General features: G+C 72.0%; 27 protein-coding genes. 11 read left to right on the top strand and 16 right to left on the bottom strand.

What is annotated here, in order from left to right; genetic code table 11:
* Positions 1-5: 5 nt before the first annotated feature.
* Positions 6-824, top strand: coding sequence for a DUF1028 domain-containing protein (locus ACIA8L_RS14450; RefSeq protein ID WP_395904365.1), 819 nt, complete (start codon positions 6-8; stop codon positions 822-824).
* Here ACIA8L_RS14450 and ACIA8L_RS14445 read toward each other — a convergent pair.
* A complete protein-coding gene (locus ACIA8L_RS14445) occupies positions 772-1671 on the bottom strand; it encodes a LysR family transcriptional regulator (RefSeq protein WP_395904363.1) in 900 nt (299 codons plus the stop codon). The genes ACIA8L_RS14450 and ACIA8L_RS14445 overlap by 53 nt on opposite strands.
* 79 nt (positions 1672-1750) lie before the next feature.
* Here ACIA8L_RS14445 and ACIA8L_RS14440 point away from each other — a divergent pair, with 79 nt between their 5' ends.
* Entirely contained in the window at positions 1751-3040 is a 1290-nt protein-coding gene (locus ACIA8L_RS14440) for an aspartate aminotransferase family protein (RefSeq protein WP_395904361.1), read from the top strand.
* On the opposite strand, the gene ACIA8L_RS14435 is transcribed toward ACIA8L_RS14440, so the two are convergent.
* Both ACIA8L_RS14435 and ACIA8L_RS14430 read right to left on the bottom strand, forming a co-directional pair.
* Entirely contained in the window at positions 3037-3660 is a 624-nt protein-coding gene (locus ACIA8L_RS14435) for a response regulator (protein ID WP_395904359.1), read from the bottom strand. The two genes, ACIA8L_RS14440 and ACIA8L_RS14435, sit on opposite strands and share 4 nt — an antisense overlap.
* The gene (locus ACIA8L_RS14430; protein ID WP_395904357.1) at positions 3653-4771 is read right to left on the bottom strand and encodes a GAF domain-containing sensor histidine kinase; all 1119 of its coding nucleotides are present in this window, start codon (positions 4769-4771) and stop codon (positions 3653-3655) included. Before ACIA8L_RS14430 ends, ACIA8L_RS14435 begins: the two co-directional genes overlap by 8 nt.
* A 134-nt stretch (positions 4772-4905) precedes the next feature.
* Here ACIA8L_RS14430 and ACIA8L_RS14425 point away from each other — a divergent pair, with 134 nt between their 5' ends.
* Genes ACIA8L_RS14425 through ACIA8L_RS14415 form a run of 3 tightly spaced genes read left to right on the top strand, consistent with a single transcriptional unit; the run spans position 4906 to position 6886 of the window.
* Positions 4906-5550, top strand: coding sequence for an SDR family oxidoreductase (locus tag ACIA8L_RS14425; protein ID WP_395904355.1), 645 nt, complete (start codon positions 4906-4908; stop codon positions 5548-5550).
* The gene (locus ACIA8L_RS14420; RefSeq protein WP_395904353.1) at positions 5547-6551 is read left to right on the top strand and encodes an S-adenosylmethionine:tRNA ribosyltransferase-isomerase; all 1005 of its coding nucleotides are present in this window, start codon (positions 5547-5549) and stop codon (positions 6549-6551) included. The genes ACIA8L_RS14425 and ACIA8L_RS14420 overlap by 4 nt, the downstream gene beginning before the upstream one ends.
* Before the next feature lie 17 nt (positions 6552-6568).
* Positions 6569-6886 carry a hypothetical protein gene (locus ACIA8L_RS14415; RefSeq protein WP_395904352.1) on the top strand — a complete coding sequence of 106 codons (318 nt, stop codon included), beginning with the start codon at positions 6569-6571 and terminating at the stop codon, positions 6884-6886.
* Here ACIA8L_RS14415 and mug read toward each other — a convergent pair.
* Positions 6859-7434, bottom strand: coding sequence for a G/U mismatch-specific DNA glycosylase (gene mug, locus ACIA8L_RS14410; protein WP_395904350.1), 576 nt, complete (start codon positions 7432-7434; stop codon positions 6859-6861). The two genes, ACIA8L_RS14415 and mug, sit on opposite strands and share 28 nt — an antisense overlap.
* A 48-nt stretch (positions 7435-7482) precedes the next feature.
* Between mug and ACIA8L_RS14405 the strand changes: the two genes are divergently transcribed.
* Both ACIA8L_RS14405 and ACIA8L_RS14400 read left to right on the top strand, forming a co-directional pair.
* Complete coding sequence (locus ACIA8L_RS14405; RefSeq protein ID WP_395904348.1) at positions 7483-7890, top strand: ester cyclase; 408 nt, start codon at positions 7483-7485, stop codon at positions 7888-7890.
* The gene (locus ACIA8L_RS14400; RefSeq protein ID WP_395904346.1) at positions 7887-8270 is read left to right on the top strand and encodes a RidA family protein; all 384 of its coding nucleotides are present in this window, start codon (positions 7887-7889) and stop codon (positions 8268-8270) included. Before ACIA8L_RS14405 ends, ACIA8L_RS14400 begins: the two co-directional genes overlap by 4 nt.
* Before the next feature lie 33 nt (positions 8271-8303).
* Here the strand turns inward: ACIA8L_RS14400 and ACIA8L_RS14395 are convergent, their stop codons facing one another.
* Positions 8304-9095 carry a pentapeptide repeat-containing protein gene (locus ACIA8L_RS14395; protein ID WP_395904344.1) on the bottom strand — a complete coding sequence of 264 codons (792 nt, stop codon included), beginning with the start codon at positions 9093-9095 and terminating at the stop codon, positions 8304-8306.
* Positions 9096-9201: 106 nt separating this feature from the next.
* On the opposite strand from ACIA8L_RS14395, the gene hrpA reads away from it, so the two are divergent.
* Positions 9202-13071 (top strand): ATP-dependent RNA helicase HrpA, encoded by a 3870-nt coding sequence (gene hrpA / locus ACIA8L_RS14390; RefSeq protein ID WP_395904342.1) that lies wholly within the window; start codon positions 9202-9204, stop codon positions 13069-13071.
* Between the two features lie 60 nt (positions 13072-13131).
* Here the strand turns inward: hrpA and ACIA8L_RS14385 are convergent, their stop codons facing one another.
* The 5 genes from ACIA8L_RS14385 to ACIA8L_RS14365 all read right to left on the bottom strand — a co-directional run bounded on the left by ACIA8L_RS14385 (position 13132) and on the right by ACIA8L_RS14365 (position 17607).
* Positions 13132-13512, bottom strand: coding sequence for a PPOX class F420-dependent oxidoreductase (locus ACIA8L_RS14385; protein ID WP_395904340.1), 381 nt, complete (start codon positions 13510-13512; stop codon positions 13132-13134).
* Between the two features lie 50 nt (positions 13513-13562).
* Positions 13563-14954, bottom strand: coding sequence for a xylulokinase (gene xylB / locus ACIA8L_RS14380; RefSeq protein ID WP_395904338.1), 1392 nt, complete (start codon positions 14952-14954; stop codon positions 13563-13565).
* Positions 14951-15154, bottom strand: coding sequence for a hypothetical protein (locus tag ACIA8L_RS14375; protein WP_395904337.1), 204 nt, complete (start codon positions 15152-15154; stop codon positions 14951-14953). Before ACIA8L_RS14375 ends, xylB begins: the two co-directional genes overlap by 4 nt.
* Positions 15151-16311: a xylose isomerase gene (gene xylA / locus ACIA8L_RS14370; RefSeq protein WP_395904335.1), complete on the bottom strand. Its 1161-nt coding sequence runs from the start codon at positions 16309-16311 to the stop codon at positions 15151-15153. Before xylA ends, ACIA8L_RS14375 begins: the two co-directional genes overlap by 4 nt.
* Positions 16312-16404: 93 nt before the next feature.
* Positions 16405-17607 (bottom strand): ROK family protein, encoded by a 1203-nt coding sequence (locus tag ACIA8L_RS14365; RefSeq protein WP_395904333.1) that lies wholly within the window; start codon positions 17605-17607, stop codon positions 16405-16407.
* A gap of 100 nt (positions 17608-17707) precedes the next feature.
* On the opposite strand from ACIA8L_RS14365, the gene ACIA8L_RS14360 reads away from it, so the two are divergent.
* Both ACIA8L_RS14360 and ACIA8L_RS14355 read left to right on the top strand, forming a co-directional pair.
* Positions 17708-18163 (top strand): Rrf2 family transcriptional regulator, encoded by a 456-nt coding sequence (locus ACIA8L_RS14360; protein ID WP_223102116.1) that lies wholly within the window; start codon positions 17708-17710, stop codon positions 18161-18163.
* 48 nt (positions 18164-18211) lie between these two features.
* Entirely contained in the window at positions 18212-18436 is a 225-nt protein-coding gene (locus ACIA8L_RS14355; protein ID WP_395904331.1) for a hypothetical protein, read from the top strand.
* A gap of 50 nt (positions 18437-18486) precedes the next feature.
* On the opposite strand, the gene ACIA8L_RS14350 is transcribed toward ACIA8L_RS14355, so the two are convergent.
* The 4 genes from ACIA8L_RS14350 to pyk form a co-directional block, all read right to left on the bottom strand.
* On the bottom strand, positions 18487-18969 hold the full coding sequence (locus ACIA8L_RS14350) for an NADPH-dependent FMN reductase (RefSeq protein ID WP_395904329.1): 483 nt from the start codon (positions 18967-18969) through the stop codon (positions 18487-18489).
* A 399-nt stretch (positions 18970-19368) separates the two neighbouring features.
* Positions 19369-19824 carry an RrF2 family transcriptional regulator gene (locus tag ACIA8L_RS14345; RefSeq protein ID WP_395904328.1) on the bottom strand — a complete coding sequence of 152 codons (456 nt, stop codon included), beginning with the start codon at positions 19822-19824 and terminating at the stop codon, positions 19369-19371.
* A gap of 315 nt (positions 19825-20139) precedes the next feature.
* Complete coding sequence (locus tag ACIA8L_RS14340; RefSeq protein WP_395904326.1) at positions 20140-21006, bottom strand: acyl-CoA thioesterase; 867 nt, start codon at positions 21004-21006, stop codon at positions 20140-20142.
* 44 nt (positions 21007-21050) lie between these two features.
* A complete protein-coding gene (gene pyk / locus ACIA8L_RS14335; protein WP_395904324.1) occupies positions 21051-22517 on the bottom strand; it encodes a pyruvate kinase in 1467 nt (488 codons plus the stop codon).
* A 52-nt stretch (positions 22518-22569) separates the two neighbouring features.
* On the opposite strand from pyk, the gene ACIA8L_RS14330 reads away from it, so the two are divergent.
* The gene (locus ACIA8L_RS14330; RefSeq protein ID WP_395904322.1) at positions 22570-23766 is read left to right on the top strand and encodes a low temperature requirement protein A; all 1197 of its coding nucleotides are present in this window, start codon (positions 22570-22572) and stop codon (positions 23764-23766) included.
* Here ACIA8L_RS14330 and ACIA8L_RS14325 read toward each other — a convergent pair.
* Complete coding sequence (locus tag ACIA8L_RS14325; protein ID WP_395904320.1) at positions 23747-24874, bottom strand: mechanosensitive ion channel family protein; 1128 nt, start codon at positions 24872-24874, stop codon at positions 23747-23749. The two genes, ACIA8L_RS14330 and ACIA8L_RS14325, sit on opposite strands and share 20 nt — an antisense overlap.
* Positions 24875-24952: 78 nt before the next feature.
* Positions 24953-26020, bottom strand: a complete 1068-nt coding sequence (locus ACIA8L_RS14320) for a S8 family serine peptidase (RefSeq protein ID WP_395904318.1) — start codon at positions 26018-26020, stop codon at positions 24953-24955.
* Between the last annotated feature and the right edge of the window lie 3 nt (positions 26021-26023).

The following is a 26023-nucleotide window of genomic DNA, read 5'->3' as shown; positions in this document are numbered from 1 at the left end:
TCGGCATGACGTTCTCGATCGTCGGGCGCTCGGCCGACGGACAGTCCCTCGGCGTGGCCGTGGCCAGCAAGTTCCTCGCCGTCGGGGCCGTCGTCCCGGCCGCCGCGACCGGGGCCGGGGCGCTCGCCACGCAGGCGTACGCGAACCTGGCGTATCGGGAGCAGGGCCTGGCGCTGCTGCGGACCGGCACCGCCGCCGCCGACGCGATCGCCGGCCTCACCGCCGCCGATCCGGGCCGGGCCCAGCGCCAGGTCGGTGTCGTCGCCGCGACCGGCCCGGGCGCGTCCTACACGGGCCCGGAGTGCTTCGCCTGGGCCGGCGGAGTGACCGGCGACGGGTACGCGATCCAGGGCAACATCCTGACCGGCCCCGAGGTCGTCGCGGAGATGGAGCGGGCCTGGCTCGCGAGTGCCGGCGCGAGCCTGCCCCGGCGCCTGCACGCCGCCCTGGCCGCCGGGGACGCCGCGGGCGGGGACAGCCGCGGCCGGCAGAGCGCGGCCGTCTACTCGGTGCGCCGGGGCGCGGGCTACGGCGGAGCCGCCGACACCGAGGTCGACCTGCGCGTCGACGACGACCCGGACCCGGTCGGCCGGATCGGTGCATTGATAAGCCTTTGGGAGTTGTACTTCAACAAGCCCGACCCCACCACCCTCCTACCGCTCGACGGCGACCTGGCGCAGGAGGTGCGGGCCCGGGTGCAAGCGCTCGGCTACGACTCCCTCGACGCGTGGGCCGGCGTCGAGAACCTGGAGGAGCGCCTCGCCGCCGACGCTATCGACCCGCTGGTGCTGGAGCAGCTGCGCGCAGCGCGGCCACGACCCTGACGATCGCGGGCCGTCCCGCGGCCGACGCGCGCACGGCCGCGGTGATCCGGCGTTCGAGGGGTTCGCGCAGCGGGTGCGCGGTCACGTCGTAGCGCGGGTCGACGGCCAGCTCCGGCAGCAGCGTCACCGACAGGCCGGCCTCGACGTGGGCCAGGAGCGGCCCGTAGGAGGCGAACAGGGCGGTGAGGTCCGGCTCGAACCCGGCCCGCCGCCCGGCGCGGGTGATGAGGTCGTGCGTCCACGAGCCCGGCCGCTCCGCGGACCACAGCGCATCCGAATAATCCGACAAGTTCGAAATGTCGCCCGGGTGGGAGGCTGGGTCGGCGGCGGTCACCAGGACCACGCGGTCGGTGGTGAGCGGGGTGTGCACGATGTCGTCGTCGACGGGGGCGGTGCCGTCGAACAGGTCCGCGGTCACGGCGACGTCGCACGCGCCCCGGCGCAGGGCCGGGACGCCCTCGGTCGGGTCGAGTTCGTGCAGGTCCACGCGCAGGCCCTGCGCGTCCGCGCGCAGCCGCTGGACGGCGACCAGGACGAACGTGTTGAGGGCGCTCGTGAACGCCCCGATCGTCAGCCGGCCGGTGGTGTCGAGGCCGGCCAGCTCGGCCTTCGCGGTCTCCATCTGGTCGAGGATCGTGCGGGCGTGCCGGGCCAGCACGAGACCGGCTTCGGTCAGGCGCAGGCGGCGCCCGGCCCGTTCGAACAGCCGCGCTCCGGCCTCCCGCTCCAGCACCGCGAGCTGCTGCGAGACCGTCGACGGGCTGAGGTGGGCGGCCTGCGCGACCGCGCGCACGGTGCCCAGCGCGGCGAGGTCGCCGAGCAGTTTCAGCCGCCACGGGTCGAGCACCCCTTTGTTCTACGTGACCGAACACGCTGTCCGCAAATGTGCGCTGGAACTGCACAGTGCGCGGTCGTAGCGTCGGGGCATGGCGGACTTCTGGAGTGACGTCGAGCGGCACGTCGTGCGCTACGGCGCGGCATTCACCCCCGAGATCATCGTCGGGGCCGAGGGCAGCCACGTGATCACCGAGAGCGGGCGGCGGATCCTCGACTTCACGTCGGGGCAGATGAGCGCCATCCTCGGGCACTCCCACCCGGAGATCGTGGCGACGGTCCGGCGGCAGGTCGGCGAGCTCGACCACCTGTTCAGCGGCATGCTGTCGCGGCCCGTGGTCGAGCTGTCCCGGCGGCTGGCCGAGTCGCTGCCCGACCCGCTGAGCAAGACGCTGCTGCTGACCACCGGCGCCGAGGCCAACGAGGCGGCCGTGCGCATGGCGAAGCTCGTCACCGGCGGCTACGAGATCGTGTCCTTCGCCCGCTCCTGGCACGGCATGACCCAGGCCGCGGCCGGCGCCACCTACAGCGCGGGCCGCCGCGGCTACGGCCCGCCCGCCCCGGGCAACTTCGCCATCCCGGCCCCGGACAGCTACCGGCCCGACTTCACCCGGCCCGACGGTTCGCTGGACTGGGAGCGGCAGCTCGACCACGCGTTCGCACTCTTCGACGCCCAGTCCACCGGTGCGCCCGCGGCCTGCCTGGTCGAGCCGATCCTGAGCTCGGGCGGTGTCATCGAGCCGCCCGTGGGGTACCTCCGCCGCCTGCTCGAGCAATGCCGGGAGCGGGGGATGCTGCTGATCCTCGACGAGGCCCAGACCGGGCTGGGCCGGACCGGCACCTGGTATGCGTTCGAGCGCGACGGCGTCGTCCCCGACATCATCACGCTCTCCAAGACCCTGGGCGCGGGCCTGCCCCTGGCCGCCGTGGTCACGTCGGAGGAGATCGAGCAGCGGGCGTACGAGCGCAGCTTCCTCTTCTACACCACCCACGTCAGCGACCCCCTGCCGGCCGCGGTCGGCAACACCGTGCTCGACATCCTGGAGCGCGACGGCCTCGACCGGCGCGCGGCCGAGCTGGGCGAGCGGCTGCGGCGCGGCCTGCTGGAGCTGCGGTCCCGCCACGAGGCGGTCGGCGACGTACGCGGCCGCGGCCTGCTGCAGGGCCTCGAGCTCGTCACCGACCGCGCCGCGAAGACCGGCGCGGAGCGGCTGGGCGCCGAGGTCACCCGCCGCTGCCTGGAGCTGGGCCTGCACATGAACGTCGTGCAGCTGCCCGGCATGGGCGGCACGTTCCGCATCGCCCCGCCCCTGACCAGCACCGACGAGGAGATCGACCGCGGCCTGGCGATCCTGGACGAGGCCCTCGAAAAAAGCCGCTAACCGAGGTCGTTGCGGACCGCGTACAGCGCGGCCTGGGTGCGGTCCTGGACGCCGAGCTTGGTCAGGATCGCGCTCACGTGGGTCTTGACCGTCTTCTCGGCCAGGCCCAGGGCGCGGGCGATCTCGCGGTTGGAGCGCCCCCGCGCGACCTCGGCCAGGACCTCGCGCTCGCGGGCGGTCAGGCGCACCCCCTCGGCCGGGCCGCCGTCCGTCAGCAGGCGGGCCACCTCGGGGTTGAGCAGGACGTGGCCGGCGTGGACGGCCCGGATCGCGGCGGCCAGGGCCGGTGGGTCGACGTCCTTGTACACGTAGCCGGCCGCGCCCGCGCGCACGGCCGGCAGGACCGCGGCCGGCTCGGTGAAGCTGGTGATGACCAGGACCCGGGCCCGGGCCGCGGCCGCCGCCAGGTCGTGCAGGGCCTGTACGCCGTCGCCGCCGGGCATGCGCAGGTCCAGCAGGATGACGTCCGGGTCGGTGCGGGCCGCCTCCGCCACGCAGCCCGCGCTGTCGGCGGCCTCGCCCACCACCACGATGTCGTCCTGCACGTCGAGGAAGGTGCGCAGTCCCTGCCGTACCACCGGATGGTCGTCCACGACGAGGACTCGGATCGGCTCAGGCACCCGGCACCTCCATCGTGACGACCGTGCCGTCGCCCGGCGCCGAGGAGATCAGGAGCCGGCCGCCGGCGGCCCGGGCCCGTTCGCGCATCGAGGCCAGCCCCAGCCGGCCCGGCTGCTCGGCGAGGGCGAAGCCGCGGCCGTTGTCGGCGATGGTCAGGGTCACGCCCGGCGGCGCGCGGCGCAGTTCCACGGTGATCGCCGTCGCGGCCGCGTGGCGCAGCGCGTTGTGCAGTGCCTCCTGGGCCACCCGGTAGGCCGCCTCCTCGGACGCGGCCGTGAGGGGCGGGAGGGCGTCGGCTTGAAAGGACAGTTCCGCCGGGTGTACCCGCCGCAGGAGCTCGATCTGCCGGCGCAGGGCCGAGCCGAGGCCCTCACCGGCCAGATCGATCGGGCGGAGACCGACGACGATGGCCTTGAGCTCCGCGGTCGCCTCGGCCGCCAGCCGCCGCACGACGTCCAGCTCCGCGGCCGCGCGGGCCGGGTCGCGCCCGATCAGCGCGAGCGCGGCGTCGGCCGTGAGCCGGAGGCTGAACAGCTTCTGCGTCACCGCGTCGTGCAGCTCGCGGGCGATCCGCTGCCGCTCCTCCACAATGGACAGCTCGCGGCCGCGCTCGTAGAGGCGGGCGTTGACGATGGCGATCGCGGCGTGCGCGGCCAGGAGCTTCAGCAGCTCCTCGTCGCCGGCGTCGAACGGGCCGCCGTGCTTGTTGGCCAGGAACAGCTCGCCCAGGATCTCGGCACCGTCCACAATGGGCATGCCGAGGAAGTCGGCCATCTCGGGGTGGCCGCTGGGCCAGCCCTCGAAGCTCGGGTGCGTGCGGATGTCGGCCGTGCGGACCGGGTCGGGGTCGCGCAGCATCGCGCCGAGCAGGCCGTGCTGGCGCGGGATCGGGCCGATGCGGCGCCACTGCTCGGCGGTGAGGCCGTCGGCCAGGAACTCGCGGAACGAGCCGTTGCCGTCGGGGATGCCCAGCGCGGCGTACTGCGCGCCGAGGAGCCGCCGGGCCGCGGCGACGATCGTCTGCAGGACCTCGCGCACCGAGCGGTGGGCGGTGACGGCCAGCACCGCCGCGCTCACCTCGCGCAGCTCGTCCCGATCGCATCCGGCCATGTGCTCCACGGTACCGATGCCGGGGCTGCGTTTGCTCGGTCCTGGGACCGGCCCTGACGTAGGTCCAAAGGACCAGGGCCGCACCGGTCCACGGCCCGATGCCCCCGGCTCGGGCCCTCAATACCTTGGGTGGCATGAACAAGCCAACCGCCATCGTCACCGGCATCTCCCGCGGCCTCGGTCAGGCCATCGCGGCGGCGCTCACCGGCGCCGGTTGGACGGTCATCGGCGACGGGCGCAGCCTGACCGCCCAGCGGCGCGGGCACGTCCCCGGCGACGTCACCGACTCGTGGCACCGCGGGCTGCTGGTCGAGACCGCGCTGGAGACCGGCCGGCTCGACCTGCTCGTCAACAACGCAGGCATCCTCGGGCCCAGCCCGCAGCCGTTCCTGGCCGACTACCCGGACGCCGAGCTGCGCCGCGTGTTCGAGGTCAACGTCGTCGCGCCGCTCGCCCTCACCCAGCTGGCCCTGCCGGCCCTGCGCGACCACGGTGGCGCCGTCGTGAACATCAGCTCGGACGCGGCCACGGGCGCCTACCCGGGCTGGGGTGGCTACGGCGCCGCCAAGGCCGCGGTCGAGCAGCTCAGCAACGTCCTGGCGGCGGAGGAGCCGAAGCTGCGGGTGTGGTGCGTCGACCCCGGCGACCTGCGGACCCGGATGCACCAGGAGGCGTTCCCGGGCCAGGACATCAGCGACCGGCCGCGGCCCGAGTCGGTGATGCCCGCGTTCCTCGCGCTGCTCGCCGAGCGGCCCGCGTCCGGGCGGGTCAAGCTGTGACCGCGGTGCTGGACTTCGCGCTGCCGGCGGAGCTGGAGGCGCACGAGCCGCCGGAGGCCCGGGGGCTGGCGCGGGACGGGGTGCGGCTGCTCGTCGCGTCCCCCGACGGTGTCGCCCACCGGCGGTTCACGGACCTGCCGGAGCTGCTGCGCCCCGGGGACGTGCTGGTGGTCAACACGTCCGGGACGCTCGCGGCTTCGGTGCGGGTGGTGGGGGTACCGCTGCGACTGCACTTCTCCACCCGATTGCCGGACGGGCGGTGGGCCGTCGAAGTCCGCGACGGGGACCGGCACCCGCACCCCGGTGCGCCCGGCGAACTGCGGCTCCCGGGCGGGGCGAGCGTCACGCTGGAGGAGCCGTACACGCACGGGCGCCTGTGGGCGGCGACGGTGCGCACGGACGTCCCCGTGCCCGAGTTCCTGCGGCGCTACGGCGAGCCGATCCGATACCCGTACGTCCGCCGGCGGTGGCCCCTCGCCGCCTACCAGACCGTCTTCGCCCGCGAGCCCGGCAGCGCCGAGATGCCCAGCGCGGCCCGGCCGTTCAGCGAGCGGGTCGTGACCCGCCTGGTCGCGGCGGGCGTGCGGTTCGCGCCGCTGGTCCTGCACACCGGGGTCGCCTCGCCGGAGGCGCACGAGCGGCCCTACCCGGAGTGGTTCACGGTCCCCGAGACCACCGCCCGCCTGGTCAACGACACCCGGGCCGCCGGTGGGCGGGTCATCGCCGTCGGCACCACCGCCGTGCGGGCCCTGGAGAGCACCGCGGCACCCGACGGGCGGGTCGCGGCCCGCACCGGGTACACCGAGCTGATCGTCACCCCGCAGCGCGGCGTCGCCGCCGTCGACGGACTGCTGACCGGCTTCCACGAGCCCCGCGCCTCGCACCTCGACCTGCTGGCGGCGGTCTCGTCCGGGTGCGTGCTGGGCGCCGCGTACGCCGAGGCGGTCCGCACGCGCTACCTGTGGCACGAGTTCGGGGACGTGAACCTGCTGCTGCCATGAGCGGTAGGGTGCTGCGGATGGACGATGTGGTCGCCGAAGCGCTGCGGCAGTTCAACGCGCGGCTCGACGTGTTCGACCCGGCGCCCGGGCCGGCGGTGGCCTCGGTGCGGGTCGGGGAGCAGGTCATCGCCTTGCGGGCGCCGGTGGTCAAGGCGTTGACCGAGGCGCTGCTGCGGTATCAGGACCCGCGGGACCGGGGCGTGTGCGACCACTGCGGCGGGCCGCGGCTGGACGACAACTTCGTCTGCGCCGACTGCGGGCGGCCCAGCGGCGTCTTCGGCCGGCTCCTGGCCGAGCGCGTGTCCCGTTACGAGCCCCCGGCGGAGCTCTCCTGATCCTTCACCACTGCGCGGAGGCGGCCGAACTCCGCGGCCAGGTCCGCCAGCTGGTAGTGGGCGTTCAGGCCGCTCGGGTTGGGCAGGATCCACAGCCGCGTCGGGGCGAGCGCGGTCGCGTCCTGCGGGCCGACCTTGGCGCCCTGGATGCCGAACGCCGTCCGGTAGGCGGTGACGCCCAGGACGGCCAACCAGCGCGGTGCGTACTCGGCGACCTTCGCCCGCAGGATCTCGGCGCCCGCGGTCAGCTCCGCGCGGGTGAGCTCGTCGGCGCGGGCGGTGGCCCGGGCGGCCAGGTTGGTGATGCCCAGGCCCCAGGTCGGCAGCCGGTCCTGCTCGTCCGGGCGGAGCTGGCGCGGGGTGAAGCCGGAGCGGTGCAGGGCCGGCCAGAAGCGGTTGCCGGGGCGGGCGAAGTGGTGGCCGGTCGCCGCCGACCACAGGCCCGGGTTGATGCCGCAGAGCAGGACGTCGAGCCCGGGCGCGATGACGTCCGGTAAGAGACGGTCGGCGGCGGCCAGCAGTTCAGCGCGCGTGAAGGTCGACGGCATGCCGACAAGCATGCCTGGAAACCGATCGCTTTCCGGGACCATCGAGCCATGGACCTCGATGCGGTGCTGGCACTGTGGGATCAGCCCAGTGTGGCGGCGGACTTCCGGAAGTACTACGCCGACCCCGTCCCGGTGAACGGCGCCCCCGTCACCGCCGAGGGGCTGGCCGCGCGGGCGTGGGCGCTCCAGACGGCGTTCGCGGACCGGCGGACGGAGCTGGTGCACCGGATCGAGACCGGCGACCAGATCGTCATCGGCTTCTACATGCACGTGCGGCACGTCGGCCCCTACGACACACCCCTCGGCCGGGTCGAGGCGACGGGCCGGCAACTGCGGATCCGGGTCAACGACATCCTGACCGTGCGCGACGGGCTCATCACCGACATCTGGGTGATGAGTGACGATGTCGATCTCATGCGACAGCTGGGGCAGCTGCAGTCTAGCGTCGAGGCATGAGCGAGCGGCGGTTGATTTCCAGCGGGTCCACGTTCGAGCGGGAGATCGGATACTCCCGGGCGGTCGTCGACGGCGACTGGGTGCACGTGTCCGGGACGACCGGGTTCGACTACGCGGCGATGACGATCTCGGACGACGTGGTCGAGCAGGCCGAGCAGTGCTGGCGCAACATCGACGCCGCGCTCGAGGAGGCCGGCGCGACCCCGGCCGACGTGGTGCGGGTCCGCTACCTGCTGCCGTCCGCGGCCGACTTCGAGCCGTGCTTCCCGGTGCTGCGGCGCTGGCTGGGCGACGTCCGCCCGGCCGCCACCATGCAGGTGTGCGGCCTGTCCGATCCCCGCATGAAGATCGAGATCGAGGTGACGGCGCACAAGCGATAGTCGGATTGCCGTCAGTCCTCGATCAGCCGGCGGTCAGTCCTCCGTCAGGGTGATCTCCAGGGCGTGGGCGAAGAGGCCGACGAGCTCGTCGACGTCCGCGCCGGCGATCGTGGCGCCGGCCAGGCCCTGGATGCCGGTGGCGCCGGCCATGGTGCAGGACTCGAAGCGGGCGCCGGTCGCGTTGGCGCCGGTGAACACCGCCCCGGACAGGTCGCAGCCGCTGAACGTGGCCCCGGTCAGGTCGGCGTCGGTGAAGTCGGCGCCGACCAGGTCGGTCGAGGTGAAGAACACCGAGTGCAGCTGCGCGTCGCGAAACACGCTGCGCTCGGCCCGGCAGTCGCGGACCGTCACGTCCCGCAGCGTGCCGCCCAGCCACTGCAGCCCGGCCAGGCCGCAGTCGCGCAGCGTGACGCGGTGCAGGACGGAGTGGTCGGCGTGCACGTGGTCGAGGGCGGTCCGCTCGAGCAGGCAGTCGGTGAGGATCGCGCCGGACAGGGCGGTGCCGGTCAGATCCGTGCGGTTGAAGCGGCACTGGACGAACTGCGCCGACTTCGCGCTGCGGCCGGTCAGCGCCAGGTCGTAGAAGCCGATGGCCTGGTAGGCGGCGTCGTCGCGGAGGTCGTCCTCGTCAACCGTGCCAAGCGTCAGGGCCTTGGGCGGGCGCGGCCGGGCGGGGCCGGGGCGGGCCGCGGACACCATCGGAAAGGCGCCGGTCGCGAACGTGCCGGCGTCGAACGTCCTTCCCGGGGCGGCGTGCCGCGGAGCCTGACGGGGCGGCGCCGAACCGTGCGGCGTCGGCTGCGAGGGGACCGCGGGGGAGGCCATGGGTGTGACATTAGTGACTGGTGTGACTAAGCGTCACATCGGGCGGGGCCCTGGGGGAAAAATCGACGGGCAATTGCCCGCGCGTGTGCCTAAGCTTGCGGACGCCATGTCTGAAACGCCCCCGCCGACCAGCCTGACCGAGCTGCGCGCTCGCCTCGCCGGGTTGATGCCCCAGGACCAGCACCGGCTGCGGCGCCGGATCGACGGGGCGAAGCGCTCGCGCAACGCCCAGGGCATCGCCGAGGCCATCAAGGCCGACGTCGAGCGGGCCGAGCAGCGCGTCGCCGCCCGCCGGGCCGCCCGGCCGGAGATCACCTACCCGGAGCAGCTGCCGGTCAGCCAGCGCAAGGACGAGATCCTCGAGCAGATCCGCGACCACCAGGTGGTGATCGTCGCCGGGGAGACCGGGTCGGGCAAGACGACCCAGCTGCCGAAGATCTGCCTGGAGCTCGGCCGCGGCGTCACCGGCCAGATCGGGCACACCCAGCCGCGGCGGATCGCGGCCCGGACCGTGGCCGAGCGGGTCGCCGAGGAGCTGCACACCGAGCTCGGGGCGACGGTCGGGTTCAAGGTGCGCTTCACCGACCAGTCGTCGGAGCAGACGATGGTCAAGGTGATGACCGACGGCATCCTGCTGGCCGAGATCCAGCAGGACCGGCTGCTGCGCAAGTACGACACCCTCATCATCGACGAGGCCCACGAGCGCAGCCTCAACATCGACTTCATCCTGGGGTACCTCAAGCAGCTCCTGCCTCGCCGCCCCGACCTCAAGCTCATCATCACGTCGGCCACGATCGACCCCGAGCGGTTCTCCCGGCATTTCGGCAACGCCCCGATCGTCGAGGTGTCCGGACGCACCTACCCCGTCGAGGTCCGGTATCGCCCGCTGGCGGCGCCGGACGAGGGCGAGGACGAGGTCGACCAGTTCGACGCCATCGCCCTGGCCGTCATGGAGCTGCAGGACGAGGGCCCCGGCGACGTGCTCGTCTTCCTCTCCGGCGAGCGGGAGATCCGCGACACCGCCGACGCGCTGACCAAACTGGACCTGCCCGGCACCGAGATCCTGCCGCTGTTCGCCCGGCTCTCCTTCGCCGAGCAGCACCGCGTGTTTCAGCCGCACCGCGGGCGCCGGGTCGTGCTCGCCACCAACGTGGCCGAGACCTCGCTGACCGTCCCCGGCATCAAGTATGTCGTCGACCCCGGAACGGCCCGGATCTCGCGGTACAGCCACCGCTTGAAGGTCCAGCGCCTGCCGATCGAGCCGGTCTCCCAGGCCTCGGCCAACCAGCGCAAGGGCCGCTGCGGGCGCACCTCCGACGGTATCTGCGTCCGGCTCTACAGCGAGGACGACTTCAACGCCCGGCCCGAGTTCACCGACCCGGAGATCCTGCGCACCAACCTGGCCTCCGTCATCCTGCAGATGATCTCGCTCGGCCTGGGCGACCTCGGCGCGTTCCCGTTCATCGACCCGCCCGACAAGCGCAATGTCACCGCCGGTGTGCAGCTCCTCGAGGAGCTCGGCGCGCTGGAGCCGGGGCCGACCCTGACCCCGCTCGGGCGGCGGCTGTCGCAGCTGCCGGTCGACCCGCGGCTGGCCCGGATGGTCCTGGAGGCCGAGAAGAACGGCGCCGTCCGCGAGGTCATGGTGATCGCCGCGGCACTGTCCATTCAGGACCCGCGTGAGCGCCCGGCCGACAAGCAGGCCCAGGCCCAGCAGTCGCACGCCCGGTTCGCCGACAAGGACTCCGACTTCACCGGCTTCATCAACCTGTGGAACTACCTGCAGGAGCAGCAGCGGGAGCTCTCCAGCAACCAGTTCCGCAAGCTGTGCCGGGCCGAATACCTGAACTATCTGCGGGTCCGCGAGTGGCAGGACATCTACAGCCAGCTCCGCCAGGTCCTCAAGACGATGGACGTGACACCCAACGAGGAGCCGGCGGCCGCCTACCCGATCCACGTCTCCCTGCTGGCCGGGCTGCTGTCGCACATCGGGTTGAAGGACGGGGACAAGCACGAGTACCTCGGCGCCCGCAACGCCAAGTTCGCCGTCTTCCCCGGTTCGGCGTTGTTCCGCAAGACCCCGCGCTGGGTGATGGCGGCCGAGCTGGTCGAGACCACCCGCCTCTGGGCCCGGGTCGCCGCGAAGATCGAACCGGAGTGGATCGAACCCCTGGCCCAGCATCTGGTGAAGCGGCAGTACAGCGAGCCGCACTGGGAGCGCAAACAGGCCGCGGTCATGGCGATCGAGCGGGTCACCCTCTACGGCGTGCCGATCGTCACCAACCGCAAGGTCAACTACGGCCGGATCGACCCCGAACTGTCCCGGGAACTGTTCATCCGCCACGCGCTCGTCGAGGGCGACTGGGAGACCCAGCACGCGTTCTTCGCCGAAAACCGCCGCCTGCTCGAGGAGGTCGAGGAGCTCGAGGCCCGGGCCCGCCGCCGTGACCTCCTCGTCGACGACGAGACCCTCTTCGACTTCTACGACAACCGGCTCCCCGCCGAGGTCGTCTCCGGCCGGCACTTCGACAGCTGGTGGAAGAAGACCCGCCGCGACTCCCCCGAGCTGCTGACGTTCGACCTGGCGATGCTCGTCAATGCGGGTGTGGATGTGGTACGGCAGGAGCAGTACCCGGACGCCTGGGAGCAGGACGGCCGCCGCTTCGCCCTCACCTATCAGTTCGAACCGGGCCGGGAGGCCGACGGCGTAACCGTCCACATCGGACTTCCGCTGCTGGGCTCGGTGCGCGACGCCGACTTCGCCTGGCAGGTCCCCGGCCTGCGCGAAGACCTGGTGACCGCGCTCATCAAGTCCCTGCCGAAGGCGACCCGCCGCAATTTCGTCCCCGCCCCCGACACCGCCCGCGACGCGCTGCTCGACATGCCACCCCGCGCCGCCGACCTGCTCGACTCCCTGGAGCTGGCCCTGCGCCGGATGACCGGCATCTCGGTGCCGCGAGCCGAGTGGGACTGGTCCAAGGTCCCGGAGCACCTCAAGATGACGTTCCGGATCGTCGACGACGCCGGCCAGGTTCTGGGCGAAGGCAAAGATCTGGGGGTACTGCGAGCACGCCTGGCCCCCCGCCTCGAGAAAACGGTCGCCGAGGCCGCCGTCGACGTCGTGCGCAAGGGCACGACGCGCTGGGAGTTCGGCACCCTGCCCCGCCGCCTCGACCGCACCGTCGCCGGCCACACCCTGACCGTCTACCCGGCCCTCGTCGACGAGGGCGAGTCGGTCGCGGTCCAGGCGTTCGACATACCCGCCCGCCAGGAGTACGAGATGTGGCGCGGCACCCGCCGCCTCCTGCAGCTCACCCTCCCACCCCCGGCCCGTTTCGTGCAGGGCCGCCTCTCCAACACCGACAAGCTGGCGTTGAGCCGCAACCCGCACCGCAACGCCGTGGACCTCCTGGACGACTGCGCCGCCGCCGCCATCGACCAGCTCATGACCGACGCGGGCGGCCCGGCGTGGGACGAGGCCGCGTTCACCGCGCTACGCGACAAGGTCCGAGCCGACCTGGTCGACTTGACGCTGGACATCGTGGGCAGCGTGCGCAAGATCCTGGCCGCGTCGTACGACGTGGAGCAGCGCCTGGCCCGCACGAAGAACCCGCTCCTGCTGCCGGCCCTGACCGACATGCGCGGCCAGCTGGCACGGCTGGTCTACCGAGGCTTCGTCACCGACACCGGCTGGCAACGCCTACCGGACTTGGAACGCTACCTGAGGGCCATCGAAAAACGCCTCGAGAAGGTGCCGACGGACACGGCCCGAGACCGCGACCGGATGCTGACGGTCCAGGAAGTCCAGAAGGAGTACGACCAACTCCTGTCGTCGACGCCGATGACCCCCCAACTCCGCGAGATCCGCTGGATGATCGAAGAACTCCGAGTAGGCCTCTTCGCCCAATCCCTGGGCACCGCCTACCCGATCTCCGACGTCCGCATCTACCGAGCCATGGACACCCTCCCGACCTGACCCACTCCCCCTGACCTACCCGCCCACGGTCGGCGTGGGGGCGTGGGGGTGGGCGACGGTTCAAGGGACCGGGGTCAGCAGGCCCCAGCTGCGGATTCGGGTCGGGTGGAGGCGGAGGAGTTCGCGGCTCAGGCCCGGGTGTAGTGGGTCCGTGTCGGCGAGGGCTTCGGCTTCGGCTCGGATTTCCACGCCTCGGACCTGCCAGGGGGTGTAAGACGCGATGTCGTCCACCACGAAACTTACCTTCGGGTTCGCGCGCACGTTGGCGAACTTCTTGCTCGCGCCCAAGTTGTGGCCGCCGATGTCGATCGTGCCCAGCGCGGCGTTGTAGGCGAAGCCTACCGGGTTGTTGTGCGGGTAGCCGCTTGGCAAGATCGTGGCCAGGCGTCCCAGCCGTTGGGTGGCCAGGTACGCCTGTTCCACGTCGCTGAATTCGAGCATGCCGGCAAGCCTGCTACCTCAACCTACGTTGAAGTCAACGCGAGAACACTTCAGTGCAGGAGAGGGTCGGCGCGGTCGCGTACGTCGGCGTACACCTCGCGGACGCCGGCGGTCGCTGCGCCCTCGGCTTCGACGGCTGACACGGGCCACGCCGGGGCGTCGGGGGTGGCCCGCAGCGCCCACGCCGCCTGCCTGGCCGCGCCCAACGCCACATACTCCCCCGGCGCCGGCACGCTGACCGGCACACCGAGCAGACCCGGCGCGATCGCCCGCACGGCTGGTGACGCGGCCGCACCGCCGATGAGCAACACCCGCCGCACTGGTACTCCCAGCGCCCGCACAGCATCCAGACCGTCCGCGAGCCCGCACAGCATGCCCTCGTACGCGGCCCGCGCCAAGTTCGACGGGCTCGCGTTGCCGCGGGTGAGGCCGTTGAGCAGGCCGCGCGCGTCGGGCCGGTTGGGTGTGCGCTCCCCGTCCAGGTATGGCAGGAGGGTCAGCCCGCCCGCGCCCGGCTCGGCGGCCAGGGCGAGCTCGTCCAGCGTGGACAGTGACACGCCCAGCAGGGCGGCCACGGCGGTCAGGACGCGGGCCGCGTTCAGCGTGGCGACCAGCGGCAGGTACAGCCCGGTCGCGTCGGCGAAACCCGCCACGGTGCCGGTCGGGTCGCCGATCGGGGCGGCACTCACCCCGAAGACGGTGCCGGAGGTGCCCAGGGACACCACCAGGTCGCCGGGGCCCAGGCCGAGCCCGAGCGCCGCCGCCATGTTGTCGCCCGTGCCCGCGGCCAGCAGCGCTCCGGCCGCGGTCTCGCCCACCACCTCGGCCGGGCCGGCCACGCGCGGGAGGGCCAGGTCCCGGCCGAAGCCGAGACGCAGCAGGTCGGTGCGGTACTCACCGGTCGCCGGTGACCAGTATCCGGTGCCGGAGGCGTCGCCCCGGTCGGTGGTCGGGTCGCCGCCCCCGGCGCGGAGCCGGTGCGTGATCCAGTCGTGCGGGAGCATGACCGACGCGGCCCGGGCGGCCACGGCGGGCTCGTGCTCGGCGACCCAGCGCAGCTTGGTGACGGTGAAGCTGGCCACCGGCACCAGCCCGACGGCGTCGGCCCAGCCGCCCGCGCCGCCGGAGAGCTCGGCGATGAGGTCCGTGGCCGCGCCCGCGGAGCGGGTGTCGTTCCACAGCAGGGCGTCGCGGACGACCTCACCGGCCTCGTCGAGCAGCACCATGCCGTGCTGCTGACCGCCGACACCGATCGCCGCGACCCCGTCGAGCAGCCCGCCCGCCGTTGCCGCCTGGAACGCCTCCCACCAGTGCGCGGGCGCGACCTCGGTGCCGTCCGGATGCCCGGCCCGCCCCTCCCGCACCACCGCGCCCGTGTCCGCGTCGCAGACCAGCACCTTCGTCGACTGGGTGGACGTGTCCACCCCGGCGACCAGCGTCATGCCACCGCCTCCGCCCGGCCGTCCGCGCCGCCGGCACCGCGCGGCGCGAGGACGCCGCCCGTTCCACGCCGCAGCGCACCGGCCACGAACGCACCCCGCGCAGGCTGCGGCGCCGACGCGCCCGCGAAGCGCCGGCTGAGGCCGCGGTCGACCTCGGCCAGCAAGTCGCCGGGCGATCCGCCGAACAGCGGACCGGTCATGAACGGACCCCGAGGAGGTGCTCCATGGCGAGCTGGTCGAGGACCTCGAACGCGCCGCCGCGGGCGGCGAGCTGGTCGACGTCGAACTCCTCCTTGCGCAGCGAGGCGATGGTCTCGCCGGCGGCCAGGGTCGGCTGCTGCAGTTCGTCGACGCGGGCGGCGGCGAGGGCGGCGGCCACGTCCGGGTCGGCGCGGAAGGCGCGGACCTTGTCGCGCAGGATCAGGTAGTTGCGCATGCAGGCGGCCGCGGTCGCCCAGACGCCGTCGTAGTCCTCGGTGCGCGGGGGCTTGTAGTCGAAGTGGCGGTAGCCGGTGTAGCCGCCGGTCTCGAGCACGTCGACGGTCCAGAACGCGCCGCGCAGGTTGCCCGCGCCGAAGCGGAGGTCCTGGTCGAACCGCGGGCCGTGCTGCCCGTTGAGGTCGATGTGGAACAGCTTGCCGTGCCACAGGGCCTGGGCGATGCCGTGCGCGAAGTTGAGGCCGGCCATCTCCTCGTGACCGACCTCGGGGTTGAGGCCCACCCGGTCGGGCTCGTCGAGGGTGGAGATGAGCGCGAGGGCGTGGCCGATGGTCGGCAGAAGGATGTCGCCCCGGGGCTCGTTCGGCTTGGGTTCCAGGGCGAAGCGGATGTCGTACCCCTGCTCGCGCACGTATTGGCAGAGCAGGTTGAGGCCTTCGCGGTAGCGGTCGAGGGCGGCCGCCACGTCCTTGGCCCCACCGGACTCGGCGCCCTCGCGGCCGCCCCACAGCACGTAGGTCTCGGCCCCCAGCTCGGCCGCGAGGTCGATGTTGCGCAGGACCTTCTTGATGGCGAAGCGCCGCACCGCGCGGTCGTTGGACGTGAACCCGCCGTCCTTGAAGATCGGGTGGCTGAACAGGTTGGTGGTGACCATCTCCACCCGGATGCCGGTCTCGCCGAGCGCGTCCTTGAACCGGCCGATGAGCTTGTCGCGGGTCGCGTCGTCGCTGCCGAACGGGAACAGGTCGTCGTCGTGGAACGTGACGGCGGCGGCGCCGAGGTCGGAGAGGCGGTGCACGGCCTCCACGGAGTCCAGCGGCGCGCGGGTCGGGCCGCCGAAGACGTCCTGGGCCTGCCAGCCGACGGTCCAGAGCCCGAAGGAGAACTTGTCTTCGCGCTGGGGCTGGTAATCGTTCATGGAAACCTCTTCGCGGGCGGGGGTGTGTTGGCGGGTTGCCGCACACGTTACGCCGCGCCCGGGGGTTAGTTCAAGAAAATGACTAACCCCATTTCAGGCCCGGAAGACCACCCGGTAGTACGTCTCCGAGTGCTGCAACGCCAGGAGCACGGCGCCGCGCACCTCCGCGTCCGGGCCCAGCTTCGACGCCCGGATCTCGACCCCGCGCAGGGCCGGGGCCAGGGCGTGCTTCGCCGCGGCGGCCCGCAGCGGGTCCAGCAGCAGATCCCCTATGGCGGCTAAACCACCGCCCACAACGACCAATGCCGGGTTGTACGCGTTGATGAGCCACGAAGCCGCCAGCCCGAGGTGCTCACCCACCTCCGCGATCACCCGCCGCGCCACCTCGTCGCCGGCCCGCGCGGCCGCGGTCACGTCCCGGGCGTCGAAGCCGTCCAGCCCCGCCCGGCGGGCCGCCCGCACGATCGCCGGGCCCGACGCGACGGTCTCCAGGCAGCCGACCTTGCCGCAGTTGCAGGGCTCGGTGTTGCCCGGCACCGCGTTGTGCCCGATCTCGCCGGCCGTCCCGCCGACGCCGTGGAAGACGCGGCCGTCCGACAGCACCCCGGCGGACAGACCGGTCCCGGTGTACAGCAGCGCGAGGTCGCCGACCCGCTCCCCGGCGCCCTCGAGGTTCTCGGCGACAGCGGCCGCCTGACCCGCGTTGTGCACGTACACCGGCGCGTCGTCCAGGGCGGCCGCGAGCAGGTCGCGGACCGGCACGTCGCGCCAGCCGAGGTTGGGGGCGAGCAGGCAGACGCCGGCGTGGAAGTCGGTGAGGCCGGGCAGCACCGCGCCGACCGCTGCGATCTTCGCGCCCGGCAGCCCCGCGCCGGCGATCGCGTCCTTCGCTTCCGCGGCGACCTGTGACAGTACCAATGCGGGATCTTGCGTTTTGGGGGTTTCCAGCTCCCGGCGGGCGACCTCCTCGCCGGTGGCGTCGCCGATCGCGATCGTGGTCCGCCGGGCGCCGATGTGCACGCCGACGACGAGCAGGGAGCGGGCGTTGAACTCCAGCAGGATCGGCGGGCGCCCGCCGCTGACCGCGGTCGAGCCGGGGCCGATCTCGCGGACCAGGCCCTCGGCGATCAGCTCGTCGACGATCGCCGACACGGTCGGCTTGGCCAGGGTCGTGGACCGCGCGATGCTCGCCCGCGACACCGGTCCACCCTCCTTGACCAGGGCCAGCACCAGCGAGCGGTTGACCTCGCGCATGACGTTGTGATCGGCGCCCCGCCGCGGTTCTTCGGTCCGCATAATCCGACAACGCTACCCCGGCGATCACGCGCGAGCGGCCACCGTCCATATTGGTACCGGACACCAATGCCATCAGCCCGGCCGGAAAGGCAGGAGTTCGATGCACATCTCGGCGCGCGGGGACTATGCGGTTCGCGCCTCACTCGGGCTCGCCGCGGCCTATCCCGCGGTGGTGTCGGCCGCGGGCCTGGCCGACGAGCAGGACATGCCGCGAAAGTTTCTCGAGGCGGTGCTGGGCGACCTGCGCCGCGCGGGGCTCGTGCGCGGGCAGCGGGGCGTCGACGGCGGCTACGTGCTGACCCGGCAGCCCTCGGAGATCATGGTCGGCGACGTGCTGCGCGCGGTCGACGGCCCCCTGGCCGAGGTGCGCGGCGTGCGCCCGGAGGAGGCCATGTACTCGGGGACCGCCGAACACCTCCAGCAGCTCTGGGTCGCGGTGCGGGCCGCGGTGCGCAACGTGCTCGACGAGGTCAGCCTGGCCGACGTCGTGCGCGGCCGGATGCCCGCCCACGTGCGCCGCCTGACCACACCCCCGGCCGCCTGGCAGCCGCGCTGATCCGCGGTTTCCGGCCTTTTGCCCAGGTTACGGACCTACCCTCGGATTATGTCGAAAGCGCACGACCCGTACCTGCAGGCGGCCGAGGGGTTCATGCACAGCATCCGCGCGGAGCTGGACATGGCCGACGACCTGGCGATGGACCGCACGCTGCGGGTGACACAGACGTATGCCCTGCTGAGCATCGCCCGGTCGCTCAACGAGATGATCGAGCGCGGCCCGCAGGGGGACCACGACCCGCTGATCGCCTCCGCCACGGCCCTGCAGAACTAGCGCTCCGTGCGCGCGGCCGTGCACGTTGGTGCTTTGTGCGACGCCGGACGCTACGCGAGCGGCCCGAGGTTCTTCACGTAGTCGGCGGCGGTCGCGGCCGGGTCGGCCAGCTCCGGCTCGGCGACGGCCAGACCCGGTTCGACCAGGGCGGCCTTGAGCTCGCCGAGCAGCTCCCGCAGGTGGCGCTCGGCCGCGTCGGCCTGCGGCTGGATGCCGGCGGTGACCACGGTCACAGCCGGGATGCCCTTGAGGCCGTCGGCGGGCAGCTGGTCGATGAGCACCTTGAGCACGCCCGTGTAACTTCCCTTGTACGTCGGGGTGGCGATCACCAGCAGGCTCGCCCCCCGCAGCGCGGCCACGGCCTCGGCCACCGCCTCGTCGCCGGCCTGCAGCAGCCCGACGCCGAGCGCACTCACCTCGACGACCCGCGGAGCGGCCGCCCCTTCGCGCTCGGCCAGCGCGACGCCGACCGCTTCGGCCAGGCGCGACGTGCGCGAACCCGGCCGCGGATTTCCAGAGACCACTACGATCATGTGCCGATCCTATCGCCTAGCTAACCGATAGGAAAAGAGCACTTAGGGCGACGGAGGTCTCGGCGACCTCGGCCGCGGAGGTCTCGGCCGCGGCCGCCTGCGTCCCGGGGCAGCGGTGGTGCGTCGCGATCCGCGGGGGCCGGTGCAGGTGTCGCCGGGGAGGCGGTGCGGCGTGCGCAAGGTGACATGCACCGCCCAGCCGCAGCGTGGCGGCCCGCCGGTCGCTCGTCAGACCCAGGCCCGCCGATCGCTCCTCCAGCGGCCCACCAGGCGCTCCTCAGACCCAGGCCCGCCAGGCTCTTCCGGCGGCCCGCCAGGCGCTCCTCAGACCCAGGCCCGCCGGTCGTCGCTCTTCGGACTGCCGGCCGGTCGCTCCTCAGGCGGCCCGCCGGTCGCTCGTCAGACCCAGGCCCGCGGATCGGCGACCAGGTCGCGGACCCGCTCCGGCAGCTCGCCGGTGACGACATCCTCGATGGTGACCGTCTCCAGGATCAGCCGCTCGTTGGCCCGCAGCGCGATCCACACGTCCTGCAGGGCCTGGGCCGCGCCGTGGTAGCCGAGCTCCTCCGGCCGCTGCCCGCGCACGTTCGCCAGGGGGCCGTCGATGACCCGAATGATCTCGGCGAGGGAGATTTCGGCGGACGGGCGGGCGAGGCGGTATCCACCCTCGGGCCCGCGCTGGGCGACCACGACCCCGCCGCGGCGCAGCTGCAGCAGGATGCTCTCCAGGAACTTCGGCGGGATCTGCTGGGCGGCCGCCAGGCGGTCCGCGGTCACCAGCTTGCCGTCGGCCGACGTGGCCGCCAGCTCCGCCACCGCGCGCAGCGCGTAATCCACTCGGGCCGAAAGGCGCATACCCTCATCCTGCCACGCGACCTGCGCTTTACCGTCAACCCCCGATGGTCCTTCCGCTTTCGGCCCGCCGGAGATCGAGGCACCGCCTTTCGTTTTTCGGACCGCGGGAACCGCGGACGCCGAAGGGAGGCGCCCCGGCGCCGACCGGTGTCTCGCGGGAGGAACGGACCGCACGTCCCGCGGACCCGAGTCACGGCTTCGGCTCTTCGGCGTTCAGCTGCCGCTCTGCTCTTCGGCTCTTCGGCGTTCAGCTGCCGCTTTGCGCTTCGGCTCTTCGGCGTTCAGCCGCCGCTCGGCTCTTCGGCTCTTCGGCGTTCAGCCGCCGACGCGGCGCAGCAGGCCCTCCTGCACGGTGGTCGCGATGTGGCGGCCGTCGAGCGTGAACATGCGGCCGGTGGCGAGGCCGCGGGCGCCGGAGGCGGAGGGGCTGACGGTGTCGTAGAGGAACCACTCGTCGGCGCGGAACGGCCGGTGGAACCACATCGCGTGGTCGAGGCTGGCGCCGATGAACCCGCCCGGACCCCACACCGCGCCGTGCGCCGACAGGACCGAGTCCAGCAGCGTCAGGTCGGAGGCGAAGGCGAGTACGCACGTGTGGAGCACCGGATCGTCGGGCAGCTTGCCGTCCAGGCGCATCCACACCCGCTGGCGCGGCTCGGCCGGGCGGTCACCGGCCGGCACCCAGCCGGGCTCGCCGACGTAGCGCAGGTCGATGGGGCGCGGGAGGACGGCCCAGATGCCGGCCCGGTCCTCGTACTTCGCGAACCGCTCGGCCATCGTCGGGACCTCGTCCGGGCCCGGCACGTCGAGCGGGGCGGGCTCGGCGTGGTCCAGGCCCTCCTCGGGCCGGTGGAACGACGCCGACATGAAGAAGATCACCTTGCCGTGCTGCTCCGCGACCGATCGGCGCACCGAGAAGGAGCGTCCATCGCGGATGTTTTCCACGCTGTAGGTGATCGGTACCTCGGGGTCGCCCGGGCGCACGAAGTACCCATGGAGGGAATGCACTGTTCTTGTGCGCTCGACCGTGCGACCGGCCGCGACCAGCGCCTGAGCGGCGACCTGGCCGCCGAAGACGCGCTGGGGGCCGACCGGTGGGCTGATGCCCTTGAACCGGTCTTCCCCCAGCGCCTCGAGATCCAGCAACCGGACGAGATCGTCCACCGCTTCTTGTCCGCTCACACGGACAACTTACTTGCTCGGCCGAGTGCCCCCGGCCGGCGCACTCAGGTGAGCGCGCCCAGCTGGTGCACCCGCAGCGTGTTCGTCGAGCCCGGGGTCCCGGGGGGCGAACCGGCCACGATGACCACGTCGTCGCCCGGCGAGAGCCACGGCAGCCCGACGAGGGCCAGGTCGACCTGCTGGAACATCTCGTCCGTGTGCAGGACGTAGGGCACGTCGAACGTCTGCACGCCCCAGCTGAGGGTGAGCTGGTTGCGAACCGTGGGCTCCGGGGTGAAAGCCAGCAGCGGCAGCTCGCAGTGCAGGCGGGCCAGCCGGCGCACGGTGTCGCCGCTCTGGGAGAACGCCACGAGGGCCTTCGCGCCGATGTTGCGCGCGATGTTGGACGCCGCCGAGGTCAGCGCGCCGCCGCGGGTGCGGGGGTCGTGCTGCAGGCGCGGCACGGTCAGCGCCCCGCCCTCGGTGGTCGCGACGATGCGGGCCATGGTGGCGACGGTCAGGATCGGGTACTTCCCGACGCTCGTCTCCCCCGACAGCATGACGGCGTCGGCGCCGTCGAGCACGGCGTTGGCGACGTCGGAGGCCTCGGCCCGGGTCGGCCGCGCGTTCTCGATCATCGAGTCGAGCATCTGGGTCGCGACGATGACCGGCTTGGCCTGCTCGCGGCAGAGCTGGACCGCGCGCTTCTGGACCAGCGGCACCTGCTCCAGCGGCATTTCGACGCCGAGGTCACCGCGGGCGACCATGACGCCGTCGAACGCGCTGACGATCGACTCGAGGGCGGCGACCGCCTCCGGCTTCTCGACCTTGGCGATGACGGGCCGGCGGATGCCCTCCTCCTCCATGATCTCGTGGACGAGCTTGATGTCGTCCGGCGAGCGCACGAAGGACAGCGCGATCCAGTCGGCCCCGAGGCGCAGCGCGAAGCGCAGGTCCTCGGCGTCCTTGTCCGACAGTGCGGGCACGCTCACGGCCACGTTCGGCAGCGAGACACCCTTGTTGTTGGAGACCATGCCGCCCTCGGTGACGAGGACGGTGATGTCGTTGCCGGTGACGTCGGTCACCTCGACGGCGACCTTGCCGTCGTCGATGAGCAGCCGGTCGCCGGCCTTGACCTCCTGCGGAAGCTTCGTGTAAGTGCACGAGACCCGATCCTTGGTGCCGAGGATCTCGTCACTCGTGATGACAGCGATGTCACCGTTCTTCCACTCATGCGGTCCGTCGGCGAACTTGCCGAGACGGATCTTGGGACCCTGGAGGTCCGCGAGAATGCCCACGGGGCGGCCGGCGCCGATGGCGGCCTCCCGAACGAGGTTGTACACCGAGGCGTGGTCCTCGTGGCTTCCGTGGCTGAAGTTGAGCCGCGCGACGTCCATACCGGCGTCGACAAGGCCACGGAGCCGCTCGGCCGACGCAGTGGCCGGGCCGAGCGTACAGACGATTTTGGCGCGTCGAGTCACGCCCCTGAGGCTAGTCCTTCCTTCACGGCGCGTATCCGCTGCCCCGGCCATGGCTCCATCAGTTGAGACGCCGTCCACCCGGGCGTTCACTGATACTGGTCGGATGTCCACCCCGCGCCAGTGGCGCCGGCCGATGCGGGCCCGCGACCGTCACGAGCCGCACCGCGTCGCCACCCCGCTCGAGCTGCTCTTCGACCTGTGTTTCGTGGTCGCCATCGCCCAGCTGGGACAGCTGCTCCACCACTCGATCACCGAACACCACGTGGCGCACGGCGTCGTGGGTTTCGTGATCGCCTTCTTCGCCGTCTGGTGGGCGTGGATGAACTTCACCTGGTTCGCCTCCGCCTACGACACCGACGACGTTCCCTATCGACTGACCGCTTTGGTGCAGATTTCGGGGGTACTGGTCCTCGCCGCCGGCATCCCCGACGCCTTCGAAGGCCACCTGGGGGTGGTCACGCTGGGTTACGCCATCATGCGGATCGGGCTCGTCGTCCAGTGGCTGCGCGCGTCGTTCAGCGTTCCCGCGTCGGACGGACCGGGCCCGCGCCGCACCGCCCGGCGCATGGCCGTCGGCGTCACCGCCTGCCTGATCGGGTGGACGCTGCTACTGAGCGTGCACGGCACGACGTTCCTGCTGCTCTGGCCGGTGATGGTGGCGGCCGAGCTCGCGGTGCCGGTCTGGGCCGAGCGCGACCATCCGACGCCGTGGCATCCGCATCACATCGCCGAGCGGTACGGCCTGCTGTTCATCATCGTCCTCGGTGAGGTCGTCCTGTCGACCACCTTGGCCGTCGAGGGCGGCTTCCGGGCCGGACGCCTGTGGTGGATCGCCGGCTCCGGCCTGGTCATCGTGTTCAGTTTCTGGTGGTTGTACTTCGAGCGCCCGGTACACGACCGCCTGCGGGGCAATCGCGAGGCGTTCGTCTGGGGCTACGGGCACTGCTTCGTCTTCGGGTCGGCGGCGGCTCTGGGCGCTGGTCTCGCGGTGGTGCTGGAGGACGATGCTTCGGGGCCGCCTCTGGCGGTCTGTCTGCCGGTGGCGTTGCTGCTGGTTTCGCTGCAGCTGTTGCACCTCGATGGACCGCGCCGGCAGCGGCGGCGCTTGGCCTCGGCTTCGGCTTCGGCTTCGGCTTCGGCTTTGGCTTTTGCTTCGTATTTGTCCGCTTTTATAGTGATTGTTCTGGCTTTTTCGGGATACTTCGCTTTGCCGCTGGTGGCGCTGGTGCTGGCCGCGCTGGTCGCGGTCCGGGTGGCGGCCACTCCTTCCGCTGCCTCGGCTACGACTCCGGCCCCGTGAACGCCTCCGCCCGGGCCCGCCCGTCGACGCTGTGACTGAACACGCGGGAGTCCCCGTCCGTGGTGAGCGTCTGCCCGGTGAGCGTCGCGTGCAGCGGCATCGCGGAGGTCATCTCGGCCCGCACCCGCGGCAGCGCCGCCGGATGCGTGTCCCGCAGCCATGTGACCAGGTGCTCGCGCACGAAGCAGCGAAGATCCCACAGCTTGGGCGCGTCGGAGGCGCTGACCAGGGCCCGCAGCTGCATGGCGGTACCGGTGGCCTCGACGACCTGCAGTACCGAGACCCGCCCGTCCCAGAGGTCCGTCGACTCCAGGGCCCGCCGCAGCTCCTCCCGCATCTCCGGCACCGGCAACCACCAGTCGACGTCGAACATCACGGCCCCGAGCAGCGCCGACTCGCTGCGGGTCCAGTTCTCGAACGGCTTCTCGGTGAAGTACGAGGTGGGCAGGATGAGCCGCCGATCATCCCAGACGTGCACGACGACGTACGACAGCGTGATCTCCTGCACCCGCCCCCACTCCTGCTCGACGATGACCACGTCCCCGAGCCGGACCGCGTCGGAGAAGGCCAGCTGCAGCCCCGCGAACAGGTTCCGCAGCACGCTCTGCGCCGCGAGCCCGGCGATGATCCCGGCGAACCCGGCACTGGCCAGCACCGACGTCCCGACCAGCCGGGCCTGCGGAAAGGTCATCAGCATCACGGCGGCCGCGAGCACGGCGACGACCGCCACGGTGACCCGCCGGATCATGACAACCTGGGTGTGCACCCGCCGAGCGTTCCGGTTGTCCGGCACATCGGTCCGGAACCGAGCCAGCGCCGCATCCTCGGCAACAACCAGCAACGCCGCCAGCAACCAGGCCGCCGCCCCGATGATCACCAACTGATCGGCATGCAGAAACGCGTGCCGCCACGACGCCTCATCGGCGGTGGCCCGGACCGAGAAGTAGACAGCACAGAGCACAACAACCCACTGCGTAGGCCGATGCGCCCGCTCGGCCAGCTCGGTAGCAAGCTTCGACTGCCGCCCGGCCCGAAGCAAAACCCGATGCACAAGCTGCACCGCCAGCAACGCCAGGAGCGCCGCCCCGAGCGCGATCCCCAGCGGCATGAGCGTGTCAAAGACCGTATCCCGCATTTTGCCGCGCTTACCCGCAAGGGGTGATCCCCACACAACCCAACAAGGTGATCACCGTCGCCGCCGCAGCCTCCACCACCCCAAGACTCCGACAACAAAGACGACCCCAACCCCGACAATCCCCCAAACCACCCACCCCCGCGACGACCCCCCACCCAACGGCGACCCCCCACCCCCCGACGGCACCAAGCCACCCGACCCCACCGCCGTCACCGGCGTCACGTCCGCCGTCAACGCCGCCACCGGATCAACAATCCCAAACCCGAACTCCTCGTCTCGCCCGGGCTTCCCTTTATCAACAGCGGTAGCCGCAATCCGCCGAACCACCTCAGGCCCGGACAACCCCGGAAACTTAGCCCGCACCAACGCCACAACCCCCGAAACAATCGCGGTCGCATCACTGGTCCCGGTCGCCGCGACATACTTTCCAGAGGGACGAGTCGACACGATGTCCACTGCGGGCGCCACTACCAGCACTCCGGGCCCGGTTACCGAGATGACGGCGTGTTCACCGTTGTGGCCGGTTCCACCCACAGCAACGACACCCGGAAGGCTTGCCGGGAACGCGATGGTCTTATCACTCGTCGTATTACCGACCGCCGCGACCACCACGACATCGGCCAGCAGCGCCCGCTCGACGGACTCACGGACCTGCGCGTCCTCGCCGGTGCCGCCTGCAATGCAAATGACCTTCGCACCATGTTCCACGGCCCAATCGATCCCGCCGGCCAGGAAGGCGGCGGTTCCGTTACCGTCTTCGTTGCGCAGGGTCTGCAACGGGAGAATCATGGCCTTCGGCGCGATGCCCAGAACGCCGCCGCCGCCGGGCAGTCCCCGTCCCGCGATCAGACCGGCCATCGCGGTTCCATGCCCGATGAAGTCGACCCTTCCGTCGGTCTTGTTGCCCTCGCCGAAGCCCTTCCCAGGTAGCACCGCATCAGTCAGTTCCGCGTGTTCGGTGTCGACGCCGGTGTCCGGCAGCGCAACCACGACGCCCGCACCTTGGCTCAGCTGTTGCGCCTCGGGAATCCGTAGCGCGGCAAGATGCCATTGCTGATCTCGGATGTTGTCCGCCTGAGCCGGACGTGCGCTCATCAGCAACAGCGCGATGATTGCCATCGC

It is taken from the genome of Dactylosporangium sp. NPDC051541 (assembly GCF_044454505.1).
Classification (GTDB): Bacteria; Actinomycetota; Actinomycetes; order Mycobacteriales; family Micromonosporaceae; genus Dactylosporangium.
The sequence above is the reverse complement of the archived record's forward strand: the minus strand, read 5'-3'. Positions and strand labels throughout refer to the sequence as shown.

What these genes read in the sequence shown, in the direction of transcription:
- ACIA8L_RS14450 (WP_395904365.1), top strand. Translation starts at nt 6, where the DNA reads ATGACGTTCTCGATCGTCGGGCGCTCGGCCGACGGACAGTCCCTCGGC.
- ACIA8L_RS14440 (WP_395904361.1), top strand. Translation starts at nt 1,751, where the DNA reads ATGGCGGACTTCTGGAGTGACGTCGAGCGGCACGTCGTGCGCTACGGC.
- ACIA8L_RS14430 (WP_395904357.1), bottom strand. Translation starts at nt 4,771, where the DNA reads ATGGCCGGATGCGATCGGGACGAGCTGCGCGAGGTGAGCGCGGCGGTG.
- ACIA8L_RS14425 (WP_395904355.1), top strand. Translation starts at nt 4,906, where the DNA reads ATGAACAAGCCAACCGCCATCGTCACCGGCATCTCCCGCGGCCTCGGT.
- ACIA8L_RS14415 (WP_395904352.1), top strand. Translation starts at nt 6,569, where the DNA reads ATGGACGATGTGGTCGCCGAAGCGCTGCGGCAGTTCAACGCGCGGCTC.
- mug (WP_395904350.1), bottom strand. Translation starts at nt 7,434, where the DNA reads ATGCCGTCGACCTTCACGCGCGCTGAACTGCTGGCCGCCGCCGACCGT.
- ACIA8L_RS14405 (WP_395904348.1), top strand. Translation starts at nt 7,483, where the DNA reads ATGGACCTCGATGCGGTGCTGGCACTGTGGGATCAGCCCAGTGTGGCG.
- ACIA8L_RS14400 (WP_395904346.1), top strand. Translation starts at nt 7,887, where the DNA reads ATGAGCGAGCGGCGGTTGATTTCCAGCGGGTCCACGTTCGAGCGGGAG.
- ACIA8L_RS14395 (WP_395904344.1), bottom strand. Translation starts at nt 9,095, where the DNA reads ATGGCCTCCCCCGCGGTCCCCTCGCAGCCGACGCCGCACGGTTCGGCG.
- hrpA (WP_395904342.1), top strand. Translation starts at nt 9,202, where the DNA reads ATGTCTGAAACGCCCCCGCCGACCAGCCTGACCGAGCTGCGCGCTCGC.
- ACIA8L_RS14385 (WP_395904340.1), bottom strand. Translation starts at nt 13,512, where the DNA reads ATGCTCGAATTCAGCGACGTGGAACAGGCGTACCTGGCCACCCAACGG.
- xylB (WP_395904338.1), bottom strand. Translation starts at nt 14,954, where the DNA reads ATGACGCTGGTCGCCGGGGTGGACACGTCCACCCAGTCGACGAAGGTG.
- ACIA8L_RS14375 (WP_395904337.1), bottom strand. Translation starts at nt 15,154, where the DNA reads ATGACCGGTCCGCTGTTCGGCGGATCGCCCGGCGACTTGCTGGCCGAG.
- xylA (WP_395904335.1), bottom strand. Translation starts at nt 16,311, where the DNA reads ATGAACGATTACCAGCCCCAGCGCGAAGACAAGTTCTCCTTCGGGCTC.
- ACIA8L_RS14365 (WP_395904333.1), bottom strand. Translation starts at nt 17,607, where the DNA reads ATGCGGACCGAAGAACCGCGGCGGGGCGCCGATCACAACGTCATGCGC.
- ACIA8L_RS14360 (WP_223102116.1), top strand. Translation starts at nt 17,708, where the DNA reads ATGCACATCTCGGCGCGCGGGGACTATGCGGTTCGCGCCTCACTCGGG.
- ACIA8L_RS14355 (WP_395904331.1), top strand. Translation starts at nt 18,212, where the DNA reads ATGTCGAAAGCGCACGACCCGTACCTGCAGGCGGCCGAGGGGTTCATG.
- ACIA8L_RS14350 (WP_395904329.1), bottom strand. Translation starts at nt 18,969, where the DNA reads ATGATCGTAGTGGTCTCTGGAAATCCGCGGCCGGGTTCGCGCACGTCG.
- ACIA8L_RS14345 (WP_395904328.1), bottom strand. Translation starts at nt 19,824, where the DNA reads ATGCGCCTTTCGGCCCGAGTGGATTACGCGCTGCGCGCGGTGGCGGAG.
- pyk (WP_395904324.1), bottom strand. Translation starts at nt 22,517, where the DNA reads ATGGCCGGGGCAGCGGATACGCGCCGTGAAGGAAGGACTAGCCTCAGG.
- ACIA8L_RS14330 (WP_395904322.1), top strand. Translation starts at nt 22,570, where the DNA reads ATGTCCACCCCGCGCCAGTGGCGCCGGCCGATGCGGGCCCGCGACCGT.
- ACIA8L_RS14325 (WP_395904320.1), bottom strand. Translation starts at nt 24,874, where the DNA reads ATGCCGCTGGGGATCGCGCTCGGGGCGGCGCTCCTGGCGTTGCTGGCG.
- ACIA8L_RS14320 (WP_395904318.1), bottom strand. Translation starts at nt 26,020, where the DNA reads ATGGCAATCATCGCGCTGTTGCTGATGAGCGCACGTCCGGCTCAGGCG.